This window comes from Bacillus sp. cl95, assembly GCF_900115925.1.
GTDB lineage: Bacteria > Bacillota > Bacilli > Bacillales > Cytobacillaceae > Neobacillus_A.
Genome location: NZ_FOYF01000002.1, coordinates 56,205 through 74,632 on the forward strand (window position 1 = coordinate 56,205; position 18,428 = coordinate 74,632).

The 18,428-nt window shown below is 38.8% G+C and carries 17 protein-coding genes; 14 read left to right on the top strand and 3 right to left on the bottom strand.

The genetic code is table 11. The features are described 5' to 3' along the window. Positions 1-345: 345 nt before the first annotated feature. Both BMZ31_RS05590 and pepV read left to right on the top strand, forming a co-directional pair. Positions 346-882 (top strand): DUF3231 family protein, encoded by a 537-nt coding sequence (locus BMZ31_RS05590; RefSeq protein ID WP_090830753.1) that lies wholly within the window; start codon positions 346-348, stop codon positions 880-882. A 118-nt stretch (positions 883-1,000) separates the two neighbouring features. Continuing rightward, positions 1,001-2,425, top strand: a complete 1,425-nt coding sequence (pepV, locus tag BMZ31_RS05595; protein WP_254778631.1) for a dipeptidase PepV — start codon at positions 1,001-1,003, stop codon at positions 2,423-2,425. A gap of 72 nt (positions 2,426-2,497) precedes the next feature. On the opposite strand, the gene cysK is transcribed toward pepV, so the two are convergent. After that, complete coding sequence (cysK, locus tag BMZ31_RS05600) at positions 2,498-3,433, bottom strand: cysteine synthase A (RefSeq protein WP_090830755.1); 936 nt, start codon at positions 3,431-3,433, stop codon at positions 2,498-2,500. Between the two features lie 223 nt (positions 3,434-3,656). Between cysK and BMZ31_RS05605 the strand changes: the two genes are divergently transcribed. From BMZ31_RS05605 to BMZ31_RS05620, 4 genes are all read left to right on the top strand, one after another. After that, a complete protein-coding gene (locus BMZ31_RS05605; RefSeq protein ID WP_254778633.1) occupies positions 3,657-4,670 on the top strand; it encodes an NERD domain-containing protein in 1,014 nt (337 codons plus the stop codon). A 25-nt stretch (positions 4,671-4,695) separates the two neighbouring features. Continuing rightward, entirely contained in the window at positions 4,696-5,697 is a 1,002-nt protein-coding gene (locus tag BMZ31_RS05610; protein WP_090830757.1) for a diacylglycerol/lipid kinase family protein, read from the top strand. Further along, positions 5,684-7,837: a type I pullulanase gene (gene pulA, locus BMZ31_RS05615; RefSeq protein WP_090830758.1), complete on the top strand. Its 2,154-nt coding sequence runs from the start codon at positions 5,684-5,686 to the stop codon at positions 7,835-7,837. Before BMZ31_RS05610 ends, pulA begins: the two co-directional genes overlap by 14 nt. 167 nt (positions 7,838-8,004) lie before the next feature. Beyond that, positions 8,005-8,778, top strand: coding sequence for a phosphotransferase family protein (locus tag BMZ31_RS05620; protein WP_090830759.1), 774 nt, complete (start codon positions 8,005-8,007; stop codon positions 8,776-8,778). Here the strand turns inward: BMZ31_RS05620 and BMZ31_RS05625 are convergent, their stop codons facing one another. Next, positions 8,779-9,057, bottom strand: coding sequence for a YtzH-like family protein (locus BMZ31_RS05625; RefSeq protein WP_090830760.1), 279 nt, complete (start codon positions 9,055-9,057; stop codon positions 8,779-8,781). A 224-nt stretch (positions 9,058-9,281) separates the two neighbouring features. Between BMZ31_RS05625 and trmB the strand changes: the two genes are divergently transcribed. Then, a complete protein-coding gene (gene trmB / locus BMZ31_RS05630) occupies positions 9,282-9,920 on the top strand; it encodes a tRNA (guanosine(46)-N7)-methyltransferase TrmB (protein WP_090830761.1) in 639 nt (212 codons plus the stop codon). 155 nt (positions 9,921-10,075) lie between these two features. After that, a complete protein-coding gene (locus BMZ31_RS05635; RefSeq protein ID WP_090830762.1) occupies positions 10,076-10,918 on the top strand; it encodes a YtnP family quorum-quenching lactonase in 843 nt (280 codons plus the stop codon). A gap of 42 nt (positions 10,919-10,960) precedes the next feature. Here the strand turns inward: BMZ31_RS05635 and BMZ31_RS05640 are convergent, their stop codons facing one another. Then, positions 10,961-11,275, bottom strand: a complete 315-nt coding sequence (locus BMZ31_RS05640) for a PepSY domain-containing protein (protein ID WP_090830763.1) — start codon at positions 11,273-11,275, stop codon at positions 10,961-10,963. A gap of 189 nt (positions 11,276-11,464) precedes the next feature. On the opposite strand from BMZ31_RS05640, the gene BMZ31_RS05645 reads away from it, so the two are divergent. From BMZ31_RS05645 to BMZ31_RS20700, 6 genes are all read left to right on the top strand, one after another. Beyond that, positions 11,465-12,538, top strand: coding sequence for a M42 family metallopeptidase (locus BMZ31_RS05645; RefSeq protein WP_090830764.1), 1,074 nt, complete (start codon positions 11,465-11,467; stop codon positions 12,536-12,538). 157 nt (positions 12,539-12,695) lie between these two features. After that, positions 12,696-13,214: a DUF84 family protein gene (locus BMZ31_RS05650; RefSeq protein ID WP_090830765.1), complete on the top strand. Its 519-nt coding sequence runs from the start codon at positions 12,696-12,698 to the stop codon at positions 13,212-13,214. Positions 13,215-13,355: 141 nt separating this feature from the next. Beyond that, on the top strand, positions 13,356-13,862 hold the full coding sequence (locus BMZ31_RS05655; protein ID WP_090830766.1) for a hypothetical protein: 507 nt from the start codon (positions 13,356-13,358) through the stop codon (positions 13,860-13,862). Positions 13,863-14,036: 174 nt separating this feature from the next. Continuing rightward, positions 14,037-14,351, top strand: coding sequence for a thioredoxin family protein (locus tag BMZ31_RS05660; protein ID WP_090830767.1), 315 nt, complete (start codon positions 14,037-14,039; stop codon positions 14,349-14,351). Positions 14,352-14,469: 118 nt separating this feature from the next. Next, complete coding sequence (locus tag BMZ31_RS05665) at positions 14,470-15,273, top strand: DUF1444 domain-containing protein (protein ID WP_090831369.1); 804 nt, start codon at positions 14,470-14,472, stop codon at positions 15,271-15,273. A 242-nt stretch (positions 15,274-15,515) separates the two neighbouring features. Beyond that, positions 15,516-18,407 (top strand): DNA translocase FtsK, encoded by a 2,892-nt coding sequence (locus tag BMZ31_RS20700; RefSeq protein ID WP_254778636.1) that lies wholly within the window; start codon positions 15,516-15,518, stop codon positions 18,405-18,407. Positions 18,408-18,428: the final 21 nt, after the last annotated feature.

The following is an 18,428-nucleotide window of genomic DNA, read 5'->3' on the forward strand; positions in this document are numbered from 1 at the left end:
AACAATATGTAAATTCTTTTCCGCGGACAACTCCTTTTCACTATGGCGAAGAAGGTACTAGATTTCTCCACCTAGATTTATTTTACCCAACTAAAGGAAATAATTCTACTAATTATTATAAATTTACAAAATATTAACGGGAATAGAGTTAAAATGTTCGGAAATGATTCCTCCTTTACATTGTTTTATATAACTTATGGTTGAAGGGGGCAATCATATGTATAATTTTTGGAATTTTTAGAATTAATTTGATGTTTCGATTGACTTTTTTTACTTTTGAGATTATCGGATGAAATTGTTCGTGAAGGGAAAAATAGTAAAAATATTTTTGATGGAGGCTCCTGAATGAACTTTTTTCAAATAGCAAAGGATACTTTTGAACTGTTTAGCGATGATGAAAAACGACCCCTGCATGTTGGAGAAGTAATGAATCTTTGGTTTTACTTGATTGGCACGGAACAGACTCTCAGGGGTGACCAAATTTCTTATAACATATGCGAGGATGAAGAATTGAAGAAGAAGTTACATGAGGTTATCCATGATGTACATCTACCGATGATTGAAGAATTAAAGGGATTTTTTAATAAAGAAGGTATCCCCTTACCTCATACAACGCCCGAAAAAACACCAGGAGATTATAAAAATATTCCAGAGGGAGCGAAAATGAGCGACGAAGAGGTCGCTAACTTTCTTGCTTATAACCTTGTTGTTGGTATCAATGCTGCTGTCAGGGGATTAACCGAATCTGTAAGAGCAGACGTAGGCTATATGTTTGTTAAGTTTCAAATGATGAAAGTGGCATACTCCGTTACCTTAAAAAAGTTGATGGATGACAAGGGCTGGTTGAATGTACCGCCATTTTATAACCAGGATCGCTATTAAAACGGAACGATTGGAGACCATAGGCGTGGGTCTTCTTTTTTTGTACTAAAATTGGTAAGATGTTTTCAGTATGTTATCGAAAACTACATATTTTGCTTGCAAGAAGGAGGAAACATTAATGAAGATCGATTGGATGAAAGAAGTTGAAAGCAGGAAAGAGGATTTAATTAAAGATACGCAGGGATTATTACATATTAAGAGCGTGCTTGACGAGGAAAATGCTACAGAAGATGCACCACTTGGCAAAGAAGTGAAAGAAGCCCTCGATTTTATGCTGCAATTAGGCGAAAAGGACGGTTTTACAGCGAAAAACGTTGGCAACCTTGCAGGACATCTTGAATTTGGCGCAGGCAAAGATCTGCTTGGAATTCTCTGTCACGTTGATGTTGTTCCAGAAGGTGATGGATGGACAAGCGACCCTTACGGAGCTGAAATCCGTGATGGGAAAATTTTCGCAAGAGGAACCCTTGATGATAAAGGACCGACGATGGCTGCTTATTATGCAATGAAAATCGTTAAAGAACTTGGATTGCCACTAAACAAGCGTGTAAGAATGATTGTAGGGACGGATGAGGAAAGTAACTGGCGCTGTGTCGATCATTACTTCAAGCATGAAGAGATGCCAACATTAGGCTTTGCTCCTGATGCCGACTTCCCAATCATTCATGCAGAAAAAGGAATTTCTGATTTCGATCTAGTCCAAGTTCAGTCTGAAGGTGTAGCAGAAGATTCAAGTCGTATCAAAGTAGTGAATTTTGAATCAGGAAGAAGATACAATATGGTTCCTGACTTTGCAAGGGTATCTCTTGTGATTCAAACTGAACAAACTGAAGTCATTCAGCGTTTTGATGATTTTATAAAGCCATTTGATCTAGAAAGAAAGTACTTCGTAGACAATGGTGAAGTAGTTTTGGAGTTAAAAGGTGTTTCTGCTCACGGAATGGAACCGAACAATGGTAAAAATGCAGGCTTGTATATGGCTGAGTTCTTATCACAACTTACACTTGATGCAAAAGCGGAGAACTTCTTCGGATTCGTTTCCCGGTATTTCTTTAATGATTCCAGAGGAAATCAACTAGGTGTCGCATATAGCGACGACATTTCTGGCGATTTGACGATCAATGTAGGTAGACTTTCTTATTCAAATGACAAGGGGGGGCGCCTCGGATTGAACTTGCGTTATCCTGTTACGAGTAAAATGGAAGACACGAAGGAAAAGATTGAGGATCTCTTGAAAACAGAAGGCTTCCAATTAGAGAATTTCTCTGATTCCAAGCCACATTATGTAGAAGAAAGTGAATTCCTTGTCCAAACTTTGAAAAAGGTTTATGAAGAACAAACTGGTGAGGAAGCAAAATTGATTGCAATCGGCGGAGGGACGTATGCTCGATCTCTTAAAGCCGGTGTGGCGTTTGGACCATTATTCCCAGGTCGACCTGACATCGCTCATCAAAAAGATGAATATATGTATATCGAGGACTTGCTAAAAGCAACGGCCATTTATGCACAGGCAATCTTTGAACTTGCATCAAACGAAAAATAATATAGGAAAAGCTGACCTTTTGGGGTCAGCTTTTTTATATTGCATCAATTCTGGGCGCTTTCGCTTTTCTCCTTAATTCTCGAATTGAAAAAGGTCACTGGATAAATATCTTTCACCTGTATCACAGGCAATGCAAATGACTACGTCTTCTGGTGTAAGGCGTTTTGCTACTTCTAATGCAGCATAGCAAGCCCCACCTGAAGAAGGTCCTACAAGTATTCCTTCTTTTGTAGCTAAAGCACGCGTGATTTCGTATGCGTCCTCGTCTTCAATTTTATGGATTTCGTCATATACATCTTGATTCAGAATTTCTGGTATGAATCCTGGGCTTGTTCCAACAAGTTTATGTTTTCCTGGTTTGCCTCCAGAAAGGACGGGTGAACCTGCTGGCTCAACGACATGTATAGTTAAGTCCTTAAAATGCTCCCTTAAAACTTCCCCAGTTCCAGTGATTGTTCCCCCTGTTCCAGCAGTTGCGACAAAGGCTGCGAGAGGCTTGTTCAATTGTTTCATCGCTTCAATAATTTCAAGTGCAGTAGAGTGACGGTGTGCATCAGGATTTGCATTGTTTTCAAATTGCATCGGCATAAAGCTGTTTTCGATTTCGGCCACTAATTGTTCTGCTTTTTTGATAGCTCCTGGCATTTTTTCATCACCAGGCGTGAGCACAACCTCTGCGCCATAAGCTTTCAATAAATTGATTCGTTCTTGGGTCATTGTATCTGGCATCACAAGAATTGCTCGATAACCTCTTGCTGCTGCGTTCATGGCAATGCCAATGCCTGTGTTTCCGCTGGTTGGCTCAATAATGGTTGAGCCGGGTTTAAGTAGTCCTGCTTTTTCAGCTTCTATAATCATATTGAAAGCAGCTCTGTCTTTTACACTTTTTGAGGGGTTGAAAAATTCAAGTTTCATATATACAGATGCTCCATCCTTTGGAGCAATTCGATTCAATTTTACTAGAGGAGTATCTCCAATTAGATCTGCTACGCTATTAACAACCTTCACGTTCATCTTCCTTTCCGGTAAAAAGGGCAAGGCCCAAAGCTTCATTTTCTAAACTAATCATATAAAAAGTATAACCTATAAATCAATTTTAATGGACGGTGATGGTCTTGGAATGGATTGATGCAAAAACAAAGCACTAATTTCTCCGCATTCTTTCCTTATTTGCATGACGTTTGTTAAAATAAAGCAAAGGTAATTTACCTCAATATTTGACAATAGGTAAATGAATGAAAAGGTAGGTCAAACTTCGATGGGGCAGCTTATTAAACTTCAAGATTTTATATCGCGATATGAACAGAATATTTTTTCTTATCCAGGCCGTTTCGTAAGGCTGAAAGTACAACAATGGGAACGCACAAAAGAAAACTGGGAAACAGAAGGCATAGATGCATCAAATTTGTCGATTTCACCCACATCGTCCCCAATTGAGGAGGAAAAGCAAAAACAGCCTCTTCTTGGAAAAATCATGGGGATGTTAGGGAGAAATCAAAATGAAGAAGTGGAACTACCTCCAGTGGTCGTAGAAACAGGCGCGGAAGGCGACCCTGATGAGTCTTCGTTGCAATTTTCTGCGAATATCTTAACTAAGCCATCAAATTTGGATGAATTGAAACTTCAATTTCTGGAACAGCTATTCAAGTTTCAAATGAAATGGGCCAGTTCAACTCTTTCAGAAAAATCTTTTTTGGATAGTTCCTACTATCATGATGAAAATCTGAAGTTTTTTTTGCAAAGGTTCCCTGACACCTTCTTATTTCTTTATCGTCCTGTATTCCTATTAAAGAAAGCACCAATAGAAGCAGAAATCATCATGCTCACTCCAACAGAAGCTTGGTGCATTACTTTCATAGAAAGGGAGGATTCAGCAGTATTTGTTGGTTCAAATGACCGGTTTTGGCTTAAAAGAAACAAGAATCAGGAACAGAAGGTCTTAAATCCATTGATGGCCCTTAATCGTACTGAAAAAATAGTGAAGAAAATATTTCAATTAGATGGAATTGAATTGCCTATACATAAGCTTGTCTTAAGTCGGAACGGGTATATCGATTTTCCTAATGCACCTTTAGGAACCGAGTTTGTAGAAAAGCGGAATTTCGAGACATGGTTCCAAAGGATGCGGTTATTAAAATCTCCTCTTAAGCATATGCAGTTAAAAGGAGCGCAATCTCTCCTTCGTTATTGCCAAACTACAAGCGTTAGAAGACTAGAATGGGAAGTTTCAGAAGAGAACAAATAGAATATATGGGGATAAGGTTGATTGTATGGAAACAATATATTTCATAGTGAACACTCAGGCGAGAAATGGACACTGCTTAAAGACTTGGCAATCAGTTGAAACCGAATTGCAAAAGCATGATATAAAGTATCATGCTTTTTTTACAAGATATCGAGGTCATGCAATCGAGTTGGCAAGCGATCTAGCTAAAAAAAATGTCCAACGGCAAATTACTTTAGTTGCTGTTGGGGGAGACGGCACGATGCATGAGGTCATGAATGGGGCCTTTCCTTTTCCGAATGTCTCCATCGGTTTCATTCCAGGTGGATCAGGGAATGATTTTTCAAGGGGGTTTTTTATACCTTCTAAACCAAAATCCGCTTTACATTGCTTATTAGATTCCATGAAAGACGCTCCGAAATGGATTGATAGCGGGAAAGTATCGAGCAATAGTAAAGATAGTAAAGATAGTAAAGATCGCTATTTCATTAATAATATGGGCGTGGGATTTGATGCTTTGATATCCTATGAGGTCAATCAATCACGGATGAAGAAGATCCTAAATAAACTGCGTATGGGAAGAATGATTTACGTTTATTATTTGTTAAAGAAACTTTTTACGTATCGGTGTTCTGTATTGGACATAACAATAGATGGGAAAAAATATACGTTTCACGATACGTGGTTTGTAACTGTATCGAATCAGCCATTTTATGGAGGAGGCATGAAAATCGCTCCGACGGCTTCTCCTTGTGACGGCATATTGAATATCACCATCGTTCATGAATTATCGAGACTGAAATTGTTACTTGTTTTCATCAGTGTTTTTGGAGGCAAGCATGTAGGTTTTAAAGAAGTAAAAAGCTTTGAAGGAAGAAAAATCGAAATTCAAACGAACGAAGCTTTATATGTTCATGCAGATGGAGAGTATATAGGAAAAACACCATTGGAAGTCACAATTCAGCCTAGCGCACTTTCCGTTTTCCTTAAGAAAGGAGAGAGCGAAGCCTGTGAGTGGAAGGAGAGGAAAATGAATGATACCCGTTGAACGAAAATTTTCAGCCTATCTTGACGAAATGCAGTCGGCGGCTATTATCATGCCGCTTTCTTATGAAGGCGGTATTTCCACTTCCTTTTTCATCAAGAATGGAGAACTTGAAGAAGCTTTGGAAATCAAGGAACGAATTGAGATTGAACAGGCAATCAAATATCTTTGTATAATCCCGTTCCAACCCCAATTTGGGCAAACTTATTGGGTAGTTGACGAGCGTGGCGAACAGACGGATCTTCAGATAGGTTCAGTTATTCGAACTCCCCAATTTGATCAAATGTTTTATTATGACGGTAATGATTTAGGGGTGAGATACGGAAAGGAGCAAAGTGTATTTAAGCTATGGGCTCCAACTGCTACACAGGTCATTTTAAAACTCGGAAAGCCTGATGGAATAGGATCAGAACTGGCAGAATTGAGCAGGGGAGAAAAGGGTGTCTGGCATGTTGCAGTTCCGAAAGATCTTGAATGTTGGAGCTATTCTTTTTTAGTCAGAGTCAATTTAAACTGGCAAGAAGCTGTCGACCCATACGCTGTTGCTTCGACAGCTAATGGATTGCTAGGAGTAGTGGTTGACCTTGAAAAGGTGAAAAAGACTAAGCCGCAGCTGCCTCCCTTTAAGCATGCTGTTGATGCCATTATCTATGAGGCACATATCCGTGACTTCTCCATCCACGAAAATAGTGGGATTTCTCAAAAGGGAAAGTACTTAGGTTTAATAGAACAAGATACGGTTGGTACGGACGGAAAACCCACAGGGATTTCCTATTTGTCCTATTTAGGAATTACACATTTAGAGCTGTTACCTTTTCATGACTTTGCAGGTGTAGATGAACTGGGGAATTCTTTAGAATACAATTGGGGTTACAATCCGCTCCATTTTAATGTACCCGATGGCAGCTATAGCAGTGATCCATGTGATCCTTACGCGAGGATAAGGGAATTGAAGGCGATGATTACAGGCATTCAGAAAATGGGTATCAGAGTAGTCATGGATGTCGTCTATAATCACGTTTACACTAGAGAAGAATCTTCTTTTGAAAAAATTGTTCCGGGATATTATTTTCGTCATGATGCAAATGGCCTTCCGTCGAATGGAACAGGTGTGGGCAATGATATTGCCTCTGAACGACTCATGGTGAGGAAATTTATTGTTGATTCGGTAAGGTTTTGGATGACAGAATATCATGTAGATGGATTTCGGTTTGACTTGATGGGGATTTTAGATATTGAAACAATGAATGAAGTTCAAAAAGAAGCTTCGACCATAGCTCCTGATACGCTAATTATCGGGGAAGGATGGGATTTGAATACTCCATTAGCTTATGAAAGAAAGGCCATCATTCGAAATCAAATGAAGATTCCATCCATCGGTCAATTCAATGACTGGTTCCGAGATTCAATAAAAGGTAGTGCATTCAATTTATACGATAAAGGCTATGCTTTCGGAAATGAACATTATATGGAAGCGGCCAAACAAGTACTAGCTGGCAGTGTCGGGCTTGAGAGAAGGGAAAGTGGACTTTTTAATCAGCCGAATCAGACTGTGAATTATGTTGAATGTCATGATAATCATACTTTATGGGATAAGCTTCTTGCTTGTCTAAAAGATTCAAGCGATCAGCTGAGAATGGACTATCACCGTATGGCCACCTCCCTCGTTGTAATTGCCCAAGGGATTCCTTTCTTGCATTGTGGGCAAGAATTTTTCCGTACAAAAGATGGGGTAGGGAACAGCTATAAATCACCTGATGCCATCAACCAAGTCGATTGGGCCCGAAAGATTGAGTATGAAAGAAATGTAGAGTATATAAAAGGACTCATTGATATCAGAAAGAGATTTCAATGTTTTAGACTGAGAAGTGCGGATGAAATCCGTCATTCCTTAAAGATTTTGCCAGAGCCTTCTCCGATGATTGCTTACACTCTGAATATGGTCATGAAAGATCCGGAGGGATGGACACAACTATTAGTGATGGTAAACCCTTCTCAAGCAAAACAAAATTTAATGCTTCCAGATGGAGAATGGTTCATTTTTGCTGATAAAGAGGCGGCAACCGCTTCACAGAGAGGGATTGTACCGAAAGGGCAGTTCTCTTTAGAACCTGTAAGTATTAATATTTTAGCGAAAAAGTAGTCACTATTCATATTTATCTCAGGATACACTTGACTAAAAAACCTCCTAGGGGATAAAATTTAAAAGATAGCTATTGTGCGAAAACGATTCAATAGCTGTCTTTTTTATTCCTGCAGAGTAATGATTCACATAGATACATAAGAAGGTTAAATTGAAGGTGAGCAATTTTGGAACATTTATTTGGACAAGAATGGGAAATAATCCCCGCCGGAGGGGCAACTGGTGAAGCCTTTTATGCACAGCATGAAGATCAAAGGCTTTTTTTGAAGCGCAATTCCTCTCCATTTTTGGCAGTATTATCTGCCGAAGGGATAGTACCAAAGCTTGTTTGGACGAAAAGAATGGAAAATGGGGACGTCATTACTGCTCAGCAATGGCTGAATGGAAGAGAATTAAAGCCTGCTGAAATGAATCAAATGAGAGTGGCCAAACTGCTGAAAAAAATCCATCGTTCAGAGCCTATGCTTGGAATGTTAGGCAGACTTGGGAAAACTCCATTACAACCACATGTATATCTGGAAATGATCCGATCTGAACTAGATTCAGAAGTGCTCTCCTTACCAGAAGTTCAACAGTCGCTCTCTTTCTTAGGAGCGGAAGTAGAACAAGTTCGATCTGATGAAAAAGTTGTTTGCCATTGTGATGTCAATCATAACAACTGGCTGCTTGCTGAAAACAACCAGTTGTATCTAATTGATTGGGATGGGGCAATGGTAGCCGACCCGGCAATTGACTTAGGGTTATTACTTTATTGGTATATTCCTAAAGAGGACTGGAATCAGTGGCTGTCTCTGTATGGGAGACCGCTTACAGACGATTTAAAGTTAAGAATGAAATGGTATGTCGTTGCGCAAACGGTATCATCCATTCAGTGGTACAAAAATAAGAATCGCCTTCAAGAGATGCAAAAATGGATTGATTATCTGGGCGATATCGAGTAGTTAAGAATATTGGTCAATATCGCTGACCCACTCAGATAATTTTTGCTGATTGGACATGATATGATCATCTAAGTTGCCTGTTTGGGCACCTGTTTGGCTGTAATCATATATTTCTTGTAAAAGATTTTTAACATTGTGATCAACTTCCGAATTGATCATTAATGATTTTACTAATCGTTCCAATTGTTCACACTCTGAAACTGAACCGCAACAATCCGTTTGGTGGTTGTTTAATATATCTTTAAGCAAGTTCATTTGATTTTGTTGATTCAATGGCATTTTCATACACCCTTTCCATGAGTCACGGATTTTAAAGCAAAAAGGAATCCACCAATAGGTTGTGGATTCCTTTTTATGTTTATTCATAAGGAAATCTCAGGAAAGGCATAAGTCTTGCCTTTTCTTTTAGGGAATCTCCAATAAGTTGGTTTATTTTTAACCTTGCAACGCTTTTTCGGACATGGTATGGTTTGAACGATATTATTTTTTAGGAGTTGTAGATGATGCGACTTAGAAACAAACCTGGTGCAAAGGAAAAAATTGAGCAATATCCTCAGTTTGTTATTCCCGCACCTGAAACATATAAGGGAAATTGGGGAGACGCATTTCCTGTTAAACAACCTCTTCATATTGAAGTGGGAACGGGCCGTGGCCGATTCATTACAGAGATGGCTCGTGCTAACCCGCATATTAATTATTTGGGAATAGAATTATTTCAAAGTGTCGTTGTAGATGCCTTAGATCGTCTAATCGAAGCAGAGCTACCGAATGTTAAGCTTCTTATGGTCAATGCAAACGACTTGAAGGAATACTTCGCTAAAGGTGACGTAAATCGTTTGTATTTGAATTTTTCCGATCCTTGGCCAAAGAAAAGGCATGCTAAGCGCCGTTTAACCTACAAATCATTTTTGGATATCTACGAAGGCATTCTTGTTGATAAAGGTGAAATTCATTTTAAAACGGACAACCAAGGATTATTTGAGTATTCTTTGATCAGTTTTTCGCATTATGGAATGAAATTGAATTACCTAAGTCTTGACCTTCATCATAGTGGATTTGAGGGAAATATCATGACTGAATATGAAGAAAAATTCTCTTCAAAGGGCAATCGCATTTACCGCTGTGAGGTACAATTCCAATAGTTAATACAGACCGCATCCATCCAAGGGTGCGGTCTTATTTTATTATGGGAGAGAAATTCGTTTCTTCCTCATTCTTTTAATAAAAAACTAAAAATTTCAAAAATAATAAGACGAGTGTTAAAATGAAGAGGTAGAGTTTGGTGAGGAGGAGAACGATGGAAACTTTAAAGTTGAAAAATGTTTCGCTTACCTGGCTTCAAGGGGGCGTTAATTTCCTTGATGGCGGAGCTATGTTTGGAGTAGTTCCCAAACCATTATGGGGAAAGAAATATCCTTATAACGACAAAAATCAGATAGAATTACGAACAGACCCAATATTTTTACAAGTTGATGGCAAAAATATTTTAATTGAAGCCGGCATCGGTAAAGGGAAATTGAATGAAAAACAATTGAAAAATTTTGGAGTTACTAAAGAATCTGAATTGGAAGCAGAACTCGAAAGCTTGGGATTAAGGCCTGAAGATATCGACTATGTGTTAATGACGCATCTTCACTTCGATCACGTGTGTGGTTTGACAAAAATAGAGAATGAAAAATATGTATCTGTTTTTCCAAATGCTAAAATCATCACATCCGAAAAAGAATGGGATGAAATGCGACACCCTAATATTCGATCAAGAAATACATATTGGAAAGAAAACTGGGAAGCAATAGAGAATCAGGTTGTAACTTTTGAAAAAGAATGGTCCTTTGGAATCGTAAGAATGATACATACTGGCGGCCATAGCGACGGACATTCCATTGTAGTAATCGAAGACGGTGATGTTTGTGTTGTTCATATGGCTGATATTATGCCGACGCATGCCCATCAAAACGTACTTTGGGTGATGGCGTACGACGATTATCCGATGGATTCCATCGCTGCAAAGCAACAATGGATGAAATATGGGATTAATAAAAATGCATGGTTCACATTCTATCACGATGCCATCTACCGGGCAGTAAAGTGGGACCAAGACAGACATTTGACTGAAACTTTAGAAAGAAAAAGATCATAAAAAGGTGCTAGTCACCTCTTTATGATCTATCTTTCAAGCCTACTAAGTTAACTGGTACACGTCGATAATGGTGCCTGTCATGGCATCGGCAACAAACTCATATTGGACGTTGTTGCCTTCTTCGGATTTTGTGATTCCACCTTTATAGACTTTGTATTTCAATTTGTTTTTTTCATATTGCTCAGGTTCCATATGAATCCAAGATCCGTTTATAGGACCCTGTTGCTTGAACCAATTCTTAGCATCATTTAAAGCTTTTTCTGGTGAGATAGGCATTTTATTTGATGCGAGTTCTTTTACAGCATAGCCACCTGCAACACCGACTGCAACACCGATTAAAAAAGATTTCCATTTCATCCTTTGTACCCTCCCAAAGCATAATATGTACAAGCCCAATTATGATTCATTCCTTAATAGTATACGTTATCTTTGCAGATGATGATAATATTAACATTTTCATTTAAGGATGGTAAGTGCGGTCTAATATTTGTAAAATAAACCATATACATAAAAAACATAAGTTCTTGACAGGAAAGGAATTTGACTATGAATGAACAAACATTGAAGATGTTTCAGACTTTGACAGAACTTCCAGGCGCACCGGGGAATGAACATGCTGTCAGGAAATTTATGCGTGAACAAATTACACCTTATGCGGACGAAATCATCCAAGATAAATTAGGCGGAATCTTCGGAGTGAAAAAAGGTGATCCAAATGGACCGACCATTATGGTTGCGGGTCATATGGATGAAGTAGGTTTCATGGTCACAGCCATAACTGATAACGGTATGATCCGTTTTCAAACTTTGGGTGGCTGGTGGAGCCAAGTACTTCTTGCTCAACGTGTACAAATTATTACTGAAAAAGGTCCCGTTACAGGAGTAATCGGATCAATCCCACCACATCTTCTTGATGAGTCAAAACGTAGCAAACCAATGGAAATGTCGAATATGCTCATTGATATTGGAGCAGATGATCGTGAAGATGCGTTGAAAATTGGCATTAAGCCAGGACAACAAATCTTGCCTATCTGTCCATTTACACCGATGGCTAATCCAAAGAAAATTCTCGCCAAGGCGTGGGATAACCGCTATGGCTGCGGACTGGCAATCGAGTTATTAAAAGAATTGAAGGACGTCCAGTTACCGAATATGTTATTCTCGGGTGCAACTGTTCAAGAAGAGGTAGGTTTACGTGGGGCGCAAACTGCAGCTAATATGATAAATCCAGATTTGTTTTTCGCATTAGACGCGAGTCCTGCAAATGACATGACAGGAGATAAAAAAGAATTTGGCCATCTTGGAAAAGGTCCGTTACTTAGGATTCTTGACCGCTCAATGGTTACACACCGTGGTATGCGAGAATTTGTTCTGGACATGGCTGAAACACATAGTATTCCATACCAATATTTTGTGTCTCAAGGCGGTACAGATGCTGGTCGCGTCCATACCGCTAATGAAGGTGTACCGAGTGCGGTAATAGGGATATGCTCCCGTTACATTCATACACATGCATCAATGATCCACGTAGACGATTATGCAGCGGCAAAAGAACTGTTAGTAAAACTAGTTAAAGCTTGTGACCGTTCAACGGTTGAGTCCATTAAGGCAAATAGTTAAATGAATGGCTATGTTTAAAGTACATTGTCGATTTTTTGCACTTTGTTGATTGGAGCGGAAGGCGACAGAAAAGATTAACAAAGCCAAATGAATAAATAAACAGGAAGAGGCAGATGATGCCTCTTTTCTCTGTGAAAAATGAAATGAGGCAAATAAATTGAACATCATGATAGGTACAAAGAACCCTGTAAAAGTTGCGGCAGTTAAGGAGGCTTTCAAGCTTCTAAAGGTACAATTTAAGGAAATGGAAGTAGATTCGGGTGTGCGAGAACAACCATTTTCCGATGATGAAACGATAAGAGGAGCCGTAAATCGTGCAACCGAAGCCTTAAGAACAGGACAGGGTGATATTGGTATTGGTTTAGAGGGGGGAGTGCAAGAAAGTGAGCAAGGTCTCTTTTTATGCAATTGGGGGGCATTAGCTCAAACTGGATATCCACCAATCATTGCAGGTGGTGCAAGAATCCTCTTACCAGAAGAGATCGCAATTAAATTAAGGGTAGGAGAAGTACTTGGCCCTGTTATGGACGAATTTGCAAACCAGAAGAATGTCGGGAAATCTGAAGGTGCTGTAGGAATCTTCACGAATGGTCAAGTCACTCGAAAGGTAATGTTCACACACATTGTGAGCATGTTGATTGGCCAGTACGAATGGCGTAACACGCTAAATAAGTAAAATTACATACAATTCGTCAATATCTGATAAAAAAGACCTAAAAATGATATCGAAATTTGTCAATAAGTCTTGTTTTCCCTATAAGCTGCAATGTATGATAGAGGAAATGACAATTAGTTCCTTTATTAGGAGGAAATAAGGATGAGACGGATTACGGCGTTGATATTTTCTATTGTACTAGTTGGATTACTTGGAGCGTGCGGACCTTCTTTTAAACAAGAAAGCAAGGAAACAGAAAAAGCAGTTAAAACTGCATTAGAAGCAAAAATACAAAAGCAAAACAAAAAGATTCAAAGTATTGAATTTCATCTACCTTTTGGATTTGAAGTAAAAGAGAAATCTCCCAACAACATTATTTTAAAAAATGGGTCTAAAACATATATTTTATTTTATAATCCTCATGAAAAATCTGGTAGCGAAGTTGTATATGAGGCAACAAAGGCGCAACATGAAAAGATTGAATTAGATAAAACTTATAAAAAAGATGATAAGTTCGCATATTTACTTCTTGAACAGTTAGAAGAAGATATGAATGAAGTAACCGTAGGTATAGGTGGTACAAAAATCACAACGGAAACTAAAACATCTAGCATGAAGAATGAAGCGAAGACCATGATGGAAATTGTTTCATCAGTAAAAATGAAATAACTCTATTAGAGAAAACTTATTTGAAGCGGAGACAGAAATGTCTTTGCTTTATTTTATCTGAGGCTAAAAAATGCAAGGACGCATTGCTTTTAATTGGACTCGTGGAATGGTGACTGGTATGATTCGGTTATAATACTACTTATCGGTTTTCACGATTATGAAGGAGGAATTTTCATGGAAAAATTGCAGTCAATCGAGCAATTTGAGCAATTAAAGAATAATGGAAAGCATCTTTTTATGTTTTCGGCTGATTGGTGTCCAGATTGCCGTGTAATTGAACCCGTTATGCCTGATGTAGAAAAGAAATTCCCTGAATTTACGTTTATATATGTTGATCGTGATCAGTTTATTGATTTGTGCATTCAATTGGATGTGTATGGAATTCCAAGTTTCATCGGTTTTGAGAACGGAAAAGAGTTAGGACGATTTGTAAGCAAAGAACGCAAGACAGAAGAAGAAATTGAAGGATTTATGAGAGGCTTGCAATAGTAGTTTCCCTCCATCCAATTGGTGGAGGGATTTGCCTTTCTTGATTAGAAAAATGCTAGCCCAGGATTCATTCTTAGCTGAACCATGGGGTTTTTAAATGGAGTGATCAATCATGAAGATGGATAGTAAGAAAATGAAGCAAGAGCTTGAAAAGAGACTAATTACACCAGATCGTGTGATTAAGTTTGATAGGGAAAAGGATCAGTTAAGAATAGAGAATCGCGATTCTGGCAAAGGAATCACCGTTTCATTGCCAGGTATCATCGCCAAATGGCAGACAAGTAAAGAAAAGGCGATAGATGAGGTTGTTTATTACGTCGAAGAAGGCCTCAATGCAATGGACAGTCAACCATCTGCGAAAGAACCTGAAAAGAAGATTTTCCCGGTTATTCGCTCCACTTCTTTTCCAAGCGAAGCAGAGGAAGATGTTCCCTTCTTTACAGATGATCACACTGCGGAAACAAGAATATACTATGCGCTCGATATGGGCAATACTTATCGCTTAATTGATGTGAATATGATGAAAAGGGAAAATTGGACTCCTGAAATGATTCGTGAGACCGCCCTTTTTAATGCAAGGTCACTATCAACTAACTTGAAAGCAGATATTGTAGCAGGAAATACGTTTTATTTCCTTAATACAAATGATGGCTATGATGCGAGCCGGATTTTGAATAAGTCATTCTTGGAAGAGATGAAGGCCAAGATAAAAGGTGACATGGCTTTAGCGGTACCCCATCAGGATGTCCTGATCATCGCTGATATAGAAAACGAGACAGGATACGATGTTCTCGCTCAAATGACCATGTCCTTCTTTGCTAGTGGACGTGTACCAATAACAGCTTTGTCATTTCTATATGAAGAGAATGAATTGGAGCCAATATTTATCTTAGGGAAAAATAGAAAAAAATCTGATAGTTAAATGAGATATGGAGATCACTGAGTGTGGTCTTTTTTCTTATGGGAGAAAAAGTCAAAACTCTTAGGTTACTTTTTGTTAGTGAATTATTAACAGTTGTTTCAGGCTTTACATGTTTAAAGAGTTTTTTAATGGTAAATGTAACCAAATAGTGCACTATTCGACTCATTCTAGGATTTATTGTCGAATTTTTAAGAAATACTGTTAAAATAGAAAGATAGAAGAATTAGAAAGAGTGATAGATTTTGGGCTGGATTCAAAGCTTTTTACAGACATTTAAAAAACAAGATGAATTTGAAGAAACGACCATACATAATGAGCTTGAAAGCGAAAAGGCTTATACCCCTAACCAAAGTACAGTAGGTGACGGTAACAAAAAAGGTGAAGCAAGAATCGCATATCATTATCCAAAAGGACAGTTTCGATTTCCTCTCATACCAGATGAAAGTGCCCAAACACTTCCTTCACGGAAACCGCGGGAAAAACAAAGAGAACGAAACCCAATAGTCCCAACACCAAAAAAAGAAGAGAGCACTATTATCAAAAATGAAACGCCCAAACGGAAAATTCCAATTGAGGAAAACATCAAGCGGGAAAGGGTTCTTCCAAAACCGGTCAAAAAGGTACGTCCATTTCAGCCAACCGAGATACCATCACCGGTGTATGGATTCGAACGTCCTAAAGTAGCGAAGCCAGTTGAACATGAACTTTCAGATTTTACTCCCGATCCGAATGTTCAAGTGGAAGAACTCATTAGCTATCAAAACCAAGTCGCGGGAAGCGAAATATGGAATACACCGCCCAATACTGAAAGCTTTCATGAGGTGGAATCGAAAGTTACCCAAGAAGATAAGCTTCCTCCCGCTTTAGAGGCAGAGAATACTTCGATTCCTATTTTCACAGAACTAAAACTGGAAGACTATGAAACTACTAAATTAACCCCATTAGAGGCGGTTGGCGAAACTGTTTATATACAGGAAGTTGATAAACATGAATCTCAAGTCAAAATCGAAGAAACAATTCAATCAGATCTTGAGCAAGTCACCAATGATGCTGTGTCCCTTGATTCTAAAAATCAAGAAACGGAACTTGTTGCTGCTGCAACAGTAATACATGAAGATGACCCAGAAGTAGGAAATATTATAAAGGTACAAGAAGAGATTTCAGATATTGAAATTGAAGTGGAAGATGAGAAAATTGAAGCGATCGTTGAATTGGAAGAAGTGGAAATTATTGATGATGAAGTAGTAATTACAGGAACCGACTTCCATGAAGAAAATAGTGTAGAGTCTACGGTACTCAACAAAGAAGAGGAAAGACCTGTTGTGGTAGAGAACGAACCCGCTCGACGCCATCTCCCATTCAATGTATTGATGTTAAAGCAGGATAAACGGAAACTAGAAGAAAAAATGAGATTCCAATCAGCAGTATCTAATCCTATTCATCGAGTGAATGAAATTCAACGACTTGTAGCGCAGGACAATCAAGTGAATGAAACTCAACCACCTGACACACAGGTCAATCAAGTGAATGAAACTCAACCACCTGACACACAGGTCAATCAAGTGAATGAAACTCAACCACCTGACACACAGGTCAATCAAGTGAATGAAACTCAATCACCTGTCGGACAGCAAAATCAACAACTAGAACAAACAATAATTTCTGTGGAAACGCGACAAACTTTTGAAACGGTCGAAACAAGTGAGCCTCAGTATTACGTCGTTCCAGGTACTGAATTACTAAATCCACCCGTGTTTGAAAATGCAGACTCAGATTGGTTAATTAATCAAGAAATGCAGCTTAACCAGACCCTATTAAACTTTAATGTGGGAGCAAAGGTGGTCAATGTTACTCAAGGACCAGCTGTAACTCGCTTCGAAGTACAACCGGAGCCAGGGGTTAAAGTAAACAAGATTACAAACTTGACGGATGATATTAAGCTTAGCTTGGCAGCGAGAGATATTCGCATAGAAGCACCGATTCCTGGAAAGCACACGATTGGAATAGAAGTGCCCAACCCAAGTTCTCGTCCTGTCATGATAAGTGAAATTATCAATACGGAACTTTTTAAAGAAAATCAGTCACCATTAACGGCAGTATTAGGTCTAGATATTTCTGGTGCACCAATTGTTACGGACCTTAAGAAAATGCCACATGGTCTAATAGCAGGAGCGACAGGATCGGGTAAAAGTGTATGCATTAACTCTATTCTTGTAAGTCTTCTCTATAAAGCTAGTCCAGAAGATCTTAAACTGCTTTTAATTGATCCAAAGATGGTCGAACTTGCACCTTATAACCAGATACCACATTTGGTCAGTCCAGTCATTACGGATGTGAAGGCAGCGACAGCAGCATTAAAATGGGCAGTTGAAGAAATGGAAAGACGTTATGAACTCTTTGCCCATACGGGAGTTCGTGATATTAATCGATTCAATGAATTGGCTATGAAACATCAGCGTTATTCTGATAAATTACCATTCATCGTCATCATTATCGACGAACTTGCAGACTTAATGATGATGTCTCCTGCAGATGTAGAAGAAGCGATATGTAGAATTGCCCAAAAAGCAAGAGCATGTGGTATTCATTTAATTGTGGCAACTCAAAGGCCTTCCGTGGATGTTATAACAGGACTCATCAAGGCTAATATCCCAACACGGGTAGCATTCTCGGTTAGCTCGCAGATTGATTCACGGACCATTATTGATATCGGTGGAGCGGAAAAATTACTGGGCCGTGGTGACATGTTATTTTTAGAAAATGGTTCATCCAAAGCAGTCCGATTGCAAGGAACATTTGTTACTGACGAAGAAATTGATAAGGTAGTTGCACATGTTAGAAGGGAAAGAGCTCCAGAGTACTTATTTGAACAAGAAGAACTATTGAAGAGAGCACAAGTAACAGAAGAGGAAGATGAACTGTTCTACGAGGCATGTGAATTTGTCGTAGATCAAGGTGGAGCTTCAACTTCTAGCTTGCAACGCCGTTTCAAAGTAGGTTATAACCGTGCTGCACGTCTGATTGACATGATGGAAGACCATGGATATATCTCCGGAGCAAAAGGCAGTAAGCCGCGTGATGTCCTTATCACAGCAGCGGAATTAGAATCTCTTCAAGAAAGTAGTACAATATAATAAAGAATGGTATTCTTTATG